6 protein-coding genes are annotated in these 15501 nt (G+C 68.0%); 3 read left to right on the top strand and 3 right to left on the bottom strand.

Going from position 1 to position 15501, the window contains the following annotated elements; genetic code table 11:
- Positions 1-48: 48 nt before the first annotated feature.
- Positions 49-1656, bottom strand: a complete 1608-nt coding sequence (locus FR943_RS04330; RefSeq protein ID WP_217155106.1) for a PfaD family polyunsaturated fatty acid/polyketide biosynthesis protein — start codon at positions 1654-1656, stop codon at positions 49-51.
- Positions 1657-2402: 746 nt separating this feature from the next.
- On the opposite strand from FR943_RS04330, the gene FR943_RS04325 reads away from it, so the two are divergent.
- Complete coding sequence (locus FR943_RS04325; RefSeq protein ID WP_217155105.1) at positions 2403-3788, top strand: hypothetical protein; 1386 nt, start codon at positions 2403-2405, stop codon at positions 3786-3788.
- A gap of 85 nt (positions 3789-3873) precedes the next feature.
- On the opposite strand, the gene FR943_RS04320 is transcribed toward FR943_RS04325, so the two are convergent.
- Positions 3874-4296, bottom strand: a complete 423-nt coding sequence (locus FR943_RS04320; protein ID WP_217155104.1) for a hypothetical protein — start codon at positions 4294-4296, stop codon at positions 3874-3876.
- 37 nt (positions 4297-4333) lie between these two features.
- Here FR943_RS04320 and FR943_RS04315 point away from each other — a divergent pair, with 37 nt between their 5' ends.
- Complete coding sequence (locus tag FR943_RS04315) at positions 4334-11536, top strand: Ig-like domain-containing protein (RefSeq protein ID WP_217155103.1); 7203 nt, start codon at positions 4334-4336, stop codon at positions 11534-11536.
- Positions 11537-11654: 118 nt separating this feature from the next.
- On the opposite strand, the gene FR943_RS04310 is transcribed toward FR943_RS04315, so the two are convergent.
- A complete protein-coding gene (locus tag FR943_RS04310; RefSeq protein ID WP_217155144.1) occupies positions 11655-13352 on the bottom strand; it encodes an HNH endonuclease signature motif containing protein in 1698 nt (565 codons plus the stop codon).
- Positions 13353-13578: 226 nt separating this feature from the next.
- Here FR943_RS04310 and FR943_RS04305 point away from each other — a divergent pair, with 226 nt between their 5' ends.
- Positions 13579-15498, top strand: a complete 1920-nt coding sequence (locus FR943_RS04305) for a PGRS repeat-containing protein (RefSeq protein WP_217155102.1) — start codon at positions 13579-13581, stop codon at positions 15496-15498.
- Positions 15499-15501: the final 3 nt, after the last annotated feature.

Raw genomic sequence — 15501 nt, 5'->3', positions numbered from 1 at the left:
GCCTCACTACTTATCCGAGAGGACGATTTGTCAAAGAAGAGCTGACGACTATCCGAGGGGACGCGGACGGAAGTCGAAGGCCGACGCGGGCATCGCGACGCCGACCGCGCGCAACTGCCCGGCACGGGTGACGGTCGCGGCGCCTTCGAGCAGGTTGAGCGCGATCTGGCGAACAGTGCGCGCCTCCACCGGATCAAGGAACGTTCCCCGGACCCACTCGTTGAAGGCGCCCATCGCCGGGCCACACCAGATCTGGTAGTCACCGCGCCGGTCGGCGTTGCCTTCGCGGGCCCACTGCGCGCCATTGAACAGGTACCAACGAAACACCAGCGCCATCCGATGCTTGGGTTCCTGACGCGCCCGTTCGACCTGCCGCGGGTCGCTGCCGGCGAAGAACGCCTCGGTGTCCGACCAGATCTCGTCGACGCGGCGCCCGAGCACCGTCGTCTCGAGGCTCTCGAGTTCGCGGGCCGGGGCTTCCTCGAACGAGGAGTACCTGCGGTAGAAGTCGGCCAGCCGCTGGCCGCGCTGGGCGAACATCGTGCCGCGCTTGAGCACCTGCACGGTCACGCCCATTTCGAACATGTCGGCTGCCGGAGCCATTGCCACATCGGTGGATTGGGCCACGGCGAGCAGGTTGCGCGCGTCCGGGGACAGTCCGCTTTCCACTGCCGACTGGTTGACCGAACCGGTCAGGACGTATGCCGCACCAGCGGCAAACGCGGCCGCTACCGCGGCGGGAGTACCGAGACCGCCGGCCGCACCCACCCGCGGCAACACGGCGTAACCGTGGGCGGCGGCGATCTCGTCACGCAGACCCAGCAATCGCGGCAACAGCACGGTCAGGGCACGGTTGTCGGTGTGGCCGCCTGAATCAGCCTCGGCGGTAATGTCTTCGGCGATCGGGATCTCCGCGGCGAGGGCCGCCTCCGCCGCGGTGATCCGGCCTTCGGCCACGAGCGCGCTGAGCATCGCCTCCGGTGCAGGCGAAAGGAAGTGCCGGGCGACCTCATCCCGGGAAACCTTCGCAAAGATGCGTCCGGCCCGAACGACCTGGCCGTCGGCCCCTCGCCGCAGACCCTTGGCCGCGTAGAGGACGATCGCGGGGGTCAACCGCATGAAGGCGGACGCCGAAACGCAGCGCACACCGAGGCGATGGAAGAGTTCGATCGTGGCCAGCTCGAGTCGGTCGTCCTGGACGTTGTGGATCAAATTGGCGCCCCAACCGCCGCTTTCGGGACCCAGGGCCGCCTGGATCTCCCGCACGCCGGCTTCGATGGCGTCCAGCCCCAACCCGGCACTACCGAAGAAGGCCATCCCGCCGGCGCGAACCCCCTCGATCGTCATCCGTGCGGTGGCGATGCCGCGGGCCATCTCGCCGATCACGTAGGGGAAGCGCACGCCGTGTGCCGCGGTGAAACTGCGCTCACCCAGCCATTCGGGGTATATCGGTGGGAGGACCGCGATCAGTTCCTGACGCAGAATGTCGGGCGTCAGCCCATCCGGACCAAGGAGAACCGGCCGTGGCCCTTGCGCCGAGCCGACGACGGCTACCGGCATCCGGATCGACGCGAGCGCCTCACCGACGTCCGACACGTCGAACAACGTCGTTGAAATGGTGTTTGCCGCGGGCGATGTAGCCAACGATGCGCTCATGGTGCGGGACTCTAACCCGTGGACACTCGTCTGGTCCCGGTTTTTTGACGCTGTTAACAATTTTTGCCAACGATCGCTTCTGCTGGTCCCGATCCCCGTCAAACCGGTGGTGACCGACGCCGATGCGGGCGCCGGCGGGCCTCGCGTTCGATCGGTCGTTTGCGCGGACGCGACGACGCCGGGTTGCCGACCGACCGCGCCCGCCGGATCGCGCACACCGTCCCCGTCGGCGCCCGGCGGCGTCCGCACAGCTCCGCCGGCGGCGAACTGCGCAAAGTCTGCCGTCCTTTGCGGTGCCGGCCGAGCCGAGGTCCGACACCCGACGGCACCGCCCTCGACACAGCCATGATCTGGGCAGAAACGCCACGCGTCGCAGCGGGAAGTGCTCCACTTTGCTGCACTAATGACTTTGCCTACGTTTACTGACAGGTTATTCAGCAAGCCGAATGGGTACGGCTTCACGGACCGATCGGAGCGCTGCCGCCAGCCGCCGCCACCACCACAGGGGGCGCAGAAACCGCCGGTCACAGACCCTTGTCATCGACGCGCATGGCGGCGGCACGGCGTTCGCTCAGGCCACACGCCGGCCGGGGCGACGCCACGGTACCGCGCCCCGCACAACACCTGCCGCGCGTTGCTCAATACACATTTCGACACACCCGTCTGCGGGAAAACGCAAAATTGTCGTGCGCGTCAGTTGTATGGTGCCAACCGGCGGAGACCCCTACGAGTGACGGCGGTTGTCGATGAAGCAAGTTCTGGGTAAAAGTGGGATGCTGCTCGGCGCGCTGGCCTACAGCGCGCTAACGACCGGGGCGTTCAACGCAGCTCCAGCCGCCAATGCGTCCTGCTTCTCGGCCTTCGGGATCGGCAATGGCAACGGTTGCACGAGCAATGTGACCAGCTTCGCGATCGGCATCGGCGCCGGAGCGCAAGCCGATGCCTCCCTCGGCTTCCTGGGCGGTGCGTTGGCGATCGGCGACAATGCCACCGCCACAAATGCGCTCAGCCTTCTGACCTTGACCTCGGCAATCGGGGACAACTCAGAAGCGAACGCGCTTGCCTCCGTCATGGCGCTGGCCCTGCAGTTCGGGGAGGGCACGGCAGCCACGATCGGCGCCCTCAACGTCGCCCTCGGGCTGTCGCCGAACGGCGCCGGACCGCTGACCGCCAGCACGATGGGCATCGGCAACATCGCCGTGCAACTGGGCCCCGGTGATTCGGCCACACTGGGTGCCCTGAACTTCGCCTGGGGCGGCTTACCCGGAAGCACCGAATCGCAAACCGCCAGCGCCGCGGGCATCGCCAACATCGCACTCCAACTGGGACCGGGCAGCGCACAAGACGTCGGCCTTCTCAACTTCGCGCTCGGCTTCTCCCCCGGCAGCACCGGACAGCAGACCACCACCGCCGGCCTCTTGGGCACCATTGCGCTCAATCTGCTGGGGAACGGCAGCAGCAGCGCCACAACGGCAGCCTTCTTCGGTCTGGCGGCAAACATCCTGGGCAACGGCAGCAGCGCGACCGCCGAGGGAATCTTCACCGCCGTCCTGAACTTCCTCGGCAGCAACAGCCACGTCTCCTCGGGGGATCCCGACCCAGCAACCAGCGGCATATTGACTGCGGCCTTCAACGCCCTCGGCGCCAACAACACCGTCAGTTCCGGCGCGGGTCCGCTGTCGATCGCCGGGTCGGTCCTCCAGACCGGTGCGACCGTCACCCAGACCGGCCCCGGCATCAACATCAACGGAACTGCCCCCCGGCCGTCAGACGCCGGCTCGGTCAAGACCGCCAGCAGCACCACGCGTTCGGTCGCCGCCGCCGCCGCACCGGATGCCGAACCCGATATCGCCGAAAAGTCCGCCCGAAATACCGCAGCCCCAACGGAACCCGAGAGCATCGACGCGGCGTCCGAAAAGTCCACCGATGATTCCGGCGTCGCGGCACGGACCAACGTCGCGCACCGGATCGCAGCCAAGGTGCGCTCCAAGGTCACCGACCGGGTCACCGGCCGGGTCACAGCCAGGGAACGGGCCCACACGCCCCACCGGGCCACCGCCAAGGACCGCTCCAGCGCCTCCAGCGTGAAGAAACGCGCGAAGGGGACAACGGCCGGGGCCGCAGACAAGTAGGAAGCCGGGGACCAGCCATGCCTGCACAGCACCGTTCGACGAAGCGCACGAAGGCAAAGGCTGCGAAGTCCCGGCGCGCAGCCCGTCACCGCAGGTTGGAGCAGCCCAGCAAGGTCTGCATATGGCTCGGAACTGGCGCCGTGACCCTCGGGTTGGGCGCATCGCTGACCGGCGGGGCGGGTATCGCCCACGCCGACCCTTCCGGCGGCAGCGATTCCACCCGCAGCGCCACGGACTCGAAGACCGGGACGTCCGACACGAAATCCACGCCCGGCACGAAAGCGCGATCCAAGCGCAGTTCTCTCACCGATACCAAGACCACGCGCAGATCGACCGTCACCAGCTCGACCATCACCGGGTCGACCAGACCGACCAGCACTGCTGCACCGGAGATCGGCTCCACGGTCACCTCGTCGACAGAGAAAGCAGGCGCTACCGCGACAGCGGAACCCGCGCCGGCACTCGAAAAGACCGTCAGCACAGCGACTACCCCGACGGACACCGCCACCGTCGCACCATCTGCCACTGCGCAGGCCGCTCTGTCGGTGGCCGGGCGGCCGATCATCGGCAACGGCGCCGACGGGACCGCGGAGAACCCGGACGGCCAACCTGGCGGGTGGTTGTTCGGCGACGGCGGCGACGGCTACAGTCCGGCAACCGATTCCGGGCAGGCCGGCGGAAACGGCGGCGCGAGCGGGCTGTTCGGCAACGGCGGTGCCGGCGGTACCGGTGCGGCCGGCCAGGACGGCGGCGACGGCGGGTCAGCAGTGTGGTGGGGCTCCGGCGGCGCAGGCGGGGCCGGCGGCAACGCCACCGCGTCCGGGCAGGCCGGCGGAAACGGCGGCGACGGCGGGGCGGCCGGGTTGGTCGGCGGCGGGAACGGCGGAATCGGCGGCGTCGGCGGGAACGGTCTGGGTTCCGGGGCCGGCGGGACCGGCGGCACCGGGGGATCGGGAGGCTTCTTCAGCCAGGCCGGCGCCGGCGGCGACGGCGGGAACAGTGAAACCGGGGTCGGCGGTGCCGGCGGGATCGGCGGCACCGGCTTCTTCTCCGGCGGGCCCGGCGGAGAGGGCGGCACGGGCGCCATCGGCGGGATCGGCGGCACCGGCGGCGCCGCCATCAGCTACGGATTCGGAAACGTCGTCGGCGGCACCGGAGGTGACGGCGGAACCGGCACCGACGGTGTCGGGGGGCAGGGCGGCACCGGCGGAACCGCGATCATGGGCGCCTACGACTTTGGTGCGACCGGATGGGGCACACCGCCGACGCCGTGGGGCAATGCCACCGGAGGCACCGGTGGCGTCGGCGGCGAAGGCACCACCGCCGGAGGAATCGGCGGCACCGGCGGCACCGCTTACAACTACCTGTCCACCGGATGGGCCACCGGCGGCGAGGGCGGCACGGGCGGTGCAGCGACCGCCACCACCGGCACCGGCGGCGACGGAGGGACCGGCGGCGACGCGTTGGCACTTCTGGCCACCATGACTGTGGCCGGGGTCGGCGGGCGGGGCGGGATCGGCGCCGCGAGCGCAGGTGCAGCCGGCCGCCCCGGCCGTCGGAGCGCGGTGGGCGATCTCAACGACGCCCCGATCACCACCGGCGAAACCGTCACCACCGCCGAAGACACCGCGGTGACGGGCAACGTGCTGACCAACGACACCGACCCCGACGGCGACACCCTCACCGCCGCCCTGGCCACCGGAGCGGCCAACGGCACCGTCGTCGTCAACGCCGACGGCACCTTCACCTACACGCCGGACGCGGACTTCAACGGCACCGACACCTTCACCTACCAAGCCGTGGATCCATACGGCGCCAACAACACTGGCACTGTGACCGTTACGGTCACCCCGGTCAACGACGCGCCGACGGCTGAGGGTGACGCCGCCACCACTGCCGAGGACACCGCAGTGTCGGGCAACGTGCTGACCAACGACACCGATCCCGACGGCGACACCCTCACCGCCGCCCTCGGCGACGGACCGGCCAACGGCACCGTCGTGGTCAACGCCGACGGCACCTATACCTACACGCCGAACACGGACTTCAACGGCACCGATACCTTCACTTACACCGCCACTGACGGCACTGACCCCAGCACGGGCACCGTGACCGTCACCGTGGTCGCAATCAACGACAGCCCGCATGCCAACGCCGACACCACGACTACCGCCGAGGACACCGCGGTGACGGGCAACGTGCTGACCAACGACACCGATCCCGACGGCGACACCCTCACCGCCGCCCTGGGCACCGGACCGGCCAACGGCACCGTCGTGGTCAACGCCGACGGCACCTTCACCTACGCGCCGGACGCGGACTTCAACGGCACCGACAGCTTCACCTATCAGGCCGTCGATTCCCATGGCAGCAGCACGGCATCCACGGTGACCGTGACCGTCACCCCGGCGAACGACGCGCCGACCGGCGGTGCCGACACCGTGACCACCGCTGAAGACACCCCGATCTCGGGCACGGTGAACGTGTTGGCCAACGACACCGACCCCGACGGCGACCCCCTCACCGCAGCCTTGGACACCGGGGCGACCAACGGCACCGTCGTGGTCAACGCCGACGGCACCTTCACCTACACACCCAACGCCGGCTTCAACGGCACCGACAGCTTCACCTACACCGCCACTGACGGCACCGACACCACCAGCCCGACCACCGTCACCATCACCGTCACCCCGGTCAACGACGCCCCCACTGCTACGGCCGACACCGCAACCGTCGCGGAGGACACCGCGGTATCGGGCAATGTCTTGGCCAATGACACTGACCCCGACGGTGATTCGCTCGTTGCCGCATTGGCTGCCGGGCCGGCCAACGGCACCGTCGTGGTCACCACCGACGGCAAGTTCACCTATACACCCAACGCCGGTTTCAACGGAACCGACACCTTCACCTACACCGCCATCGATTCCCAGGGTGGCAGCACCTCGGCCACGGTGACCGTGACCGTCACCCCGGTCAACGACGCGCCGAGCGCCGGGGCGGACACGGCCACCACCGCCGAGGACACCGCGATATCCGGCAACGTGTTGAGCAACGACACCGATTCCGACGGGGACACCCTCACCGCCAGCCTGAGTGACGGACCGGCCAACGGCGTCGTGGTGGTCAACGCCGACGGGACCTTCACCTACACCCCGAACGCGAACTTCAACGGCACCGACACCTTCACCTACACCGCCTCCGACGGCACCGCCACCACCAGCCCGACCACGGTCACCATCACCGTCACCCCCGTCAACGACGCCCCGACAGCCGGCGCGGACACCGTCACCACCACCGAGGACACCCCGATCTCGGGCACCGTGAACGTGTTGGCCAACGACACCGATCCCGACGGCGACCCCCTCACCGCCACCCTCGGCGACGGACCCGCCAACGGCACCGTCGTGGTCAACGCCGACGGCACCTTCACCTACACCCCCAACGCCGGCTTCAACGGAACCGACACCTTCACCTACACCGCTGCTGATCCCAACGGCGCCACCAATATTGGCACTGTCACCGTCACTGTCACGGCTGTCAATGACGCGCCGAGCGCCGCGGCCGACACGGCCACTGCCGCCGAGGACACCCCGGTGTCGGGCAACGTGTTGAGCAACGACACCGATCCCGACGGGGACACCCTCACCGCGGCCCTGGCCACGGAGGCGGCCAATGGCACTGTCGTGGTCAACGCCGACGGCACTTACATCTACACGCCGAACGCAAACTTCAACGGCACCGACAGCTTCACCTACACCGCTTCGGACGGCACCGCCACCACCAGCCCGACCACGGTCACCATTACCGTCACCCCAGTCAACGATTCCCCGGCCACCACCGGCGATACGGTCAGCACCGCCGAGGACACTCCGGTGTCGGGCAACGTGTTGAGCAACGACTCCGATGCCGACGGCGACGACCTCACCGCGGCCCTGGCCACCGACGCCGCCAACGGCACCGTCGTGGTCAACACCGACGGCACCTTCACCTACACCCCCAACACCGGCTTCAACGGAACCGACACCTTCACCTACACCGCTGCGGATCCCAACGGCGCAACCAACACCGGCACGGTCACCGTCACGGTCAATCCGGTCAACGACGCACCCACAGCCGGCGCCGACACCGTCACCACCAATGAAGACACCGCAGTATCAGGTGAATTGCTCAGCAACGACACCGATCCCGACGGCGACCCTCTCACCGCCAGCCTGAGTGACGGACCGGCCAACGGCGTCGTCGTGGTCAACGCCGACGGCAGCTACACCTACTCACCCAACACCGACTTCAACGGCACCGACACCTTCACCTACACCGCCACCGACACCCAGGGCGGCAGCGCCGAAGGCACCGTCACCATCACCGTCACCCCAGTCAACGATTCCCCGGCCACCACCGGCGATACGGTCAGCACCGCCGAGGACACTCCGGTGTCGGGCAACGTGTTGAGCAACGACTCCGATGCCGACGGCGACGACCTCACCGCGGCCCTGGCCACCGACGCCGCCAACGGCACCGTCGTGGTCAACACCGACGGCACCTTCACCTACACACCCAACGCCGGCTTCAACGGCACCGACACCTTCACCTACACCGCCGCTGATCCCAGCGGTGCCAGCAGCACTGGCACCGTGACCGTGACGGTCAGTCCGGTTAACGACGCCCCGACCGCCGGTGCGGATGCCGTCAGCACCACCGAAGACACCGCAGTATCGGGTGAATTGCTCAGCAACGACACCGATCCCGACGGCGACCCTCTCACCGCCAGCCTGAGTGACGGACCGGCCAACGGCGTCGTCGTGGTCAACGCCGACGGCAGCTACACCTACTCACCCAACACCGACTTCAACGGCACCGACACCTTCACCTACACCGCCACCGACACCCAGGGCGGCAGCGCCGAAGGCACCGTCACCATCACCGTCACCCCAGTCAACGATTCCCCGGCCACCACCGGCGATACGGTCAGCACCGCCGAGGACACTCCGGTGTCGGGCAACGTGTTGAGCAACGACTCCGATGCCGACGGCGACGACCTCACCGCGGCCCTGGCCACCGACGCCGCCAACGGCACTGTCGTGGTCAACGCCGACGGCACCTTCACCTACACACCCAACGCCGGCTTCAACGGCACCGACACCTTCACCTACACCGCTGCTGATCCCGACGGCGCCACCAACATTGGCACGGTCACCGTCACGGTCACCTCGGTCAACGACGCACCCACAGCCGGTGCGGATGCCGTCAGCACCAATGAAGACACACCAATATCCGGCGAATTACTCAGCAACGACACCGATCCCGACGGCGATCCCCTCACCGCAGCCTTGGCGACCGAAGCCGCCAACGGCGTCGTGGTGGTCAACGCCGACGGCACCTTCACCTACACACCCAACACCGACTTCAACGGCACCGATTCGTTCACCTACACCGCGACCGACACCCAAGGCGCCAGCACCGAAGGCACCGTCACCATCACCGTCACCCCGGTCAACGACGCCCCGACGGCCGGCGCGGACACCGTCACCACCACCGAGGACACCCCGATCTCGGGCACCGTCAACGTGTTGACCAACGACACCGACCCCGACGGCGACCCCCTCACCGCAGCCTTGGCCACCGACGCCGCCAACGGCACTGTCGTGGTCAACACCGACGGCACCTTCACCTACACCCCCAACGCCGGCTTCAACGGAACCGACACCTTCACCTACACCGCTGCTGATCCCAACGGCGCCACCAACATTGGCACCGTCACCATCACCGTCACCCCGGTCAACGACGCACCCACAGCCGGCGCCGACACCGTCACCACCAATGAAGACACCCCGGTATCCGGTGAACTACTCGGCAACGACACCGATCCCGAGGGGGACCCTCTCACCGCCACCCTGAGTGACGGACCGGCCAACGGCGTCGTCGTGGTCAACGCCGACGGGACCTTCACCTACACACCGAACACGAACTTCAACGGAACCGATTCGTTCACCTACACCGCGACCGACGGCACCGCCACCACCAGTCCAACCACCGTCACCATCACCGTCACCCCAGTGAACGACGCCCCGACGGCCGGCGCGGACACCGTCACCACCACCGAGGACGCCCCGATCTCGGGCACCGTCAACGTGTTGGCCAACGACACCGACCCCGACGGCGACCCCCTCACCGCAGCCTTGGCCACCGACGCCGCCAACGGCACTGTCGTGGTCAACACCGACGGCACCTTCACCTACACCCCCAACGCCGGCTTCAACGGAACCGACACCTTCACCTACACCGCTGCTGATCCCAACGGCGCCACCAACATTGGCACGGTCACCGTCACGGTCACCTCGGTCAACGACGCACCCACAGCGGGCGCCGACGCCGCCAGCACCGAGGAAGACACCGCAGTATCGGGTGAATTACTCAGCAACGACACCGATCCCGACGGCGATCCCCTCACCGCAGCCTTGGCCACCGAAGCCGCCAACGGCGTCGTGGTGGTCAACGCCGACGGCAGCTACACCTACACACCCAACACCGACTTCAACGGAACCGACACCTTCACCTACACCGCCACTGACACCCAGGGCGCCAGCACCGAAGGCACCGTCACCATCACCGTCACCCCGGTCAACGACGCACCCACAGCTGGCGCCGACACCGTCACCACCAATGAAGACACCCCGGTAACCGGTGAACTACTCGGCAACGACACCGATCCCGAGGGGGACCCTCTCACCGCCACCCTGAGTGACGGACCGGCCAACGGCGTCGTCGTGGTCAACGCCGACGGGACCTTCACCTACACACCGAACACGAACTTCAACGGAACCGATTCGTTCACCTACACCGCGACCGACGGCACCGCCACCACCAGCCCAACCACCGTCACCATCACCGTCACCCCAGTCAACGACGCCCCGACGGCTGGCGCGGACAACATCACCACCACAGAAGACACCCCGATCTCGGGCACCGTGAACGTGTTGACCAACGACACCGACCCCGACGGCGACGACCTCACCGCAGCCTTGGCCACCGAAGCCGCCAACGGCGTCGTGGTCGTCAACACCGACGGCACCTTCACCTACACACCCAACACCGGCTTCAACGGAACCGACACCTTCACCTACACCGCTGCTGATCCCAGCGGTGCCAGCAGCACTGGCACCGTGACCGTGACGGTCAGTCCGGTTAACGACGCCCCGACCGCCGGCGCAGACACCGTCACCACCAATGAAGACACCCCGGTAACCGGTGAACTACTCGGCAACGACTCCGATCCCGAGGGGGACACTCTCACTGCGGCTTTGGCCACCGAAGCCGCCAACGGCGTCGTGGTGGTCAACGCCGACGGCAGCTACACCTACACACCCAACGCCGACTTCAACGGAACCGACACCTTCACCTACACCGCCACTGACACCCAGGGCGGCAGCGCCGAAGGCGCCGTCACCATCACCGTCACCCCCGTCAACGACGCCCCCACCGCCGGCGCCGACCCAAATCCCAGTACCAACCAGGGCACTCCGCTGACCTCGACGCTGCCAGCGGCCACGGATTCTGAGGGCGACACCGTTACTTATTCCCTGGCAGCCGCGGCCACCAGTGGCACGGTGACTGTCAACCCTGACGGCAGCTACACCTATGTCCCGAACGACGGGTTCACAGGCCTCGACAGCTTCATCTACACCGTCTCTGATGGCGACGCCACCAGCAGCCCCGCCACAGTGACGATCACCGTCGTGTCGGCTGCCTAAGTGGCGCACCAACGGGCTGAGCCGGAAACCCTGACGGGCCAACTGCTTTGCAGGTGCGACTGCTGCGCCGCCCGCCTCTCCGGCTCAGGTTGAGGGGCGGGCCCGCACCGTCTCAGGGTTAGGGTCCGCGGACTGCCTTGTCGTCGAGGGCGACGCTGTCGAGGGGGTGTCCGTCGAGGGGGTTGCGTCGGTTGGGGTGGGGTTCGAGCAGGGTCCATCCGGGTGGGAGTTGTGGGTCGGTGGGGTGTGTGGGTGTGGTTGTGTCCCAGAGGTGTTCGATGTTGGGTGCGGTCAGTGTCGGCTCGTCGAGGCTGGTATCGCCGAGTTGGTCCCAGTCGGGGTGCCATGGGGGTTCGGGCTCGTCGTGCTGGGGTTGAGGTAGCGACTCCCACGGTGGTTCTGGGTCGGGCTGGCGCTGGGGTTGCGGGTCGGGCTGGGGCTGGGGTGGTGGGGTGAGCAGTAGTTCGGGGCGGTGGTGGTAGTTGATGCGGTGTTGTCCATGGTCCAGTCCTGGTGGTGGGTGCCATTCGACGTCGCCGTGGTTGTTGATGGTGGTGGTGTAGCCGGTGTCGTCGTTGGTGACCATGCGGTTGTGCGGGCCACAGGCCAAGGCCATCTCGTCGACGTTGGTGTTGCCGCCCTGGGCCCAGTCGGTGACCGCGTGATGGGCCTGGGAGCCGTAGGCCCCGACGGTGCAGCATGGTTTGGTGCATCCCCCGTCACGGGCGATGAGCATGATGCGTTGGGCGGGGCTGGCGACCCGGCGGGCCCGGAAGTAGTCCAGGGCCGCGCCGGTGGCCTGGTCGAACACCGCCAGGTGATGGTGGGCGTGTCCGCCCATGCGGATCACGTCGCGGATGGGGATCCTCAGGCCCCCACCGCTGACACCGATCCCGGCGCGTGACTCCAGGTCCTGCAGGGTGGTGCGGATGATCACCGAGACCGGTAGGCCGTTGAGTTGGCCCAGATCGCCGGTCATCAACACGATCCGCCCGATGACCAGCAGGGCGTCGTGTTGGCGTTGGGCCAGGCTGCGGTGATCGTTGTCGATCTGGGCTTGGGTGGGGGTCCCCGAGGTGCAGGGCTGCTCGTCGTCGGGGTTGCACATGCCCGGGGCGGCCAGGACGGCGAACAGCACTTCGTAGACCGCGGCAGCCTCAGGGGTGAGATTGGCGCGCAGGACGGTCATGGCGTCGGATCCCTGTTGGCCCATCGAGGCGCCGCGGCGGCGGGCGCGTTCGGTGTCGTCGGGTTCGGGGCCGTCCTGGTCGAGCAGGAACAGTCGTAGGGCGGCGGTGTCTTTGAGTTCTTTGGGTCCGACCCCGACCGCGATCCCGACCAGGTCGGTTTCGAATTGCCCGGCGGTGGCGGCATCGACGAACCCGGGCAGGTGGTGGATCGCCTCGCGCAGCACGCTGACGTGATCGGCGTTGAGCGCCCCGGCGGCTTGGGCAGCCGCGACGGCGGGCAGCGCCGGGGGCAGGGGTTGACCGGTCAGGGTGCGTCGGGGTCCCAGCTCGGCGGCCTCTCCCAGGCGGCGCCCGGCTTCGGCGCTCGACAGTCGCCACCGGACCCGCAGCACCTCGTTCCAGGATTTCGCGCCCAACTCCGGCGGGGTGGTCTGGGCCTGCAGCTGGGCCAGCAGCCGCTGCCGCAGCCACGGCAGCTGGCAGGTCAAGGTTTCGTACTCGTCGAGCACCGCCAACACCTCAGGGCGGGTCAGTGCCTCGAAATCACAGGCAGCCAACGCGTCGAACGCCGCGCGTAACCCCGCCACCGCCTCGACTGCCCCTGCCTGCATATATCGAACATATATTCGACCACCGACAAGTCGCGGCGCCCAGACCGCCGGGCAGAATAATTTGAATCTGCAGCCCATTCCGCACGCGAAAAGCGCAGGTCAGTGTGGTCTCACGCCAGAATGCTCGTAAACATCCCTACTTGACCTGAACCGGCCCAGACCCTGTATTGTCCATTTCTACCAGGTCGTCAATTTGCTATGACTCAAGTTGCGCGTCGTTCATATGACCGGAAGTTGGAGTATGACAGCCAAGCACCGTGCGAATGCCAAGGCGAAGAGGCGGCGCTACCAGGCCCGGCACGCTGCCGCCGCAAGAAACGCCAAGGCCTCGACGTGGCTGGTATCGGGCGCCGTCACCCTCGGTGTGTGCGCTTCGCTCGCCGGCGCGCCAGCCATCGCCTACGCGGACACCTCTGGCGGATCTGATGGTTCGGCCAAGAGCAGTGAGTCGAGCAAGGGAACCAAGAACAACTCCACGTCGGCACGCAAGAAAGCCACCAAATCCGCGGCGCCCGGCAGGAACACCGCCGGCACCGGTAAACGATCGGGAACCACCGACGACCCCGAAGAAGCTGCGGTTGACAAGCTGAAGAAAGCCTTCCACGGCGGCACGCACCGAACCATCCATGGCTCCACGTCATCGACGGCCAAGCCGTCGCACGCCAACGCTCAGCCCTCGGACGACACCACCCCGACGGCCCCGAGTGCCGGACCCGAGACCAGAACCGAACCCGAACCCGACACGGCGACAACTGATTCCGACCGCACCGACGGCGGCGTGGGTTCCGGGTCCACGAATTCGGTTTCGACGCCGACGCGACCGTCGACGGCGTCCGCCGTCGCGCCGAAAACCCTGGCGCCCGCAGCCACGACGTCCACCGAAAGCACAGACACACCACCCGCCGACGCCACAGACGCCACCACAGACGCCACCGCACCCGAAACCGCGACCGGCACCACCACATCCGGAGTCACCAGGCCCAGAATCACCGCCACCGCGGCGGCGGCCGACAACACGCTCACCACCGACTCCACCACGTCCGGGGTCACTGCCGCCGCTGCCGCCGCGGCCAACCCGGTAGAGCAGATGATTCGCGACCTCCTCTACTCGGTGACCAGCACGGCGGGCAGCACGCTGCTCAATATCTTCGTCGACCCGAAAGACATCAGCGTTCAGGACGTCCTCACTGCGATCGTCACCAATCAGTGGGAGGGCCGTGCGCTGGTCGGTAACGGCGCCGACGGGACGGCGGAAAGCCCGGATGGCAAGGAAGGCGGCTGGTTCTTCGGCAACGGCGGTGACGGCTACTCGGCGCCGGCCGGCTCTGGCCTGGCCGGCGGCAATGGGGGAGCCGCCGGTCTGGTCGGCAACGGCGGGAACGGTGGCAACGGCGCGGATGGCCAGAGCGGCGGAAACGGCGGATCCGCCCTGTTGTTCGGCAATGGCGGCAATGGTGGCAACGGCGGGGACGGCGGGCTGATCGGCGGCGCCGGCGGGGCGGGTGGCTCTGGTGGGCTGATGAGCGGCAACGGCGGCAATGGCGGGAACGGCGGCAGCGGCGTCAGTGGCGGCGTGGGCGGGGCCGGCGGGTCGGTGCTCAGCCTCGGATTCGGATACTTCGATGGGAAGTACCACGCCGGCAGCGTCAAAGGTGGGAATGGCGGGACCGGCGGCACCGCGACGAGCGCCATCGGCGGGCTCGGCGGGGCGGGGGGTACCGCAATCGTTTTGGGGCTGTCGGTGACCGACTATCTCTTGACGGTGATGACCCAGTTCACCGGCGTCGACAGCACTCCGTCGTACGCGATCGGCGGCAACGGCGGAAATGGTGGACAGGGCGTCACGATCGGCGGCGCCGCCGGCTCGGGCGGGGCGGCCTACAACTTCTTGAGCCCCACCTACAGCATCGACGGAGCGGCCATCGGCGGGAACGGCGGAACCGGCGGCGCGGCCTCGGGCACGTTGGCGGCCGGTGGTCTCGGCGGTACCGGCGGCAGCGGGTTCGCGGTCAAACTGGGTCAGGCCTCGGGTGGTTCCGGCGGATTGGGCGGTGTCGGCTGGCTGGGTGTCCGGGGCCTACCCGGCCTGCCCGGTATCGGACTGCCGATCCCCGATCTGTCTGTCGCCATCGACTGCTTGCTGGGGTTCTGCTCGGGTTAGTCC

Origin of the sequence: [Mycobacterium] fortunisiensis (assembly GCF_019050325.1) — a bacterium.
Classification (GTDB): domain Bacteria; phylum Actinomycetota; class Actinomycetes; order Mycobacteriales; family Mycobacteriaceae; genus Mycobacterium; species Mycobacterium fortunisiensis.
Note: the sequence above shows the minus strand (reverse complement) of the source record. Positions and strands in the feature narration are given on the sequence as shown.

Excerpts from the sequence above, each read along its gene's own strand:
- FR943_RS04325 (WP_217155105.1), top strand. The coding sequence starts at position 2,403 with ATGAAGCAAGTTCTGGGTAAAAGTGGGATGCTGCTCGGCGCGCTGGCC.
- FR943_RS04330 (WP_217155106.1), bottom strand. The coding sequence starts at position 1,656 with ATGAGCGCATCGTTGGCTACATCGCCCGCGGCAAACACCATTTCAACG.
- FR943_RS04305 (WP_217155102.1), top strand. The coding sequence starts at position 13,579 with ATGACAGCCAAGCACCGTGCGAATGCCAAGGCGAAGAGGCGGCGCTAC.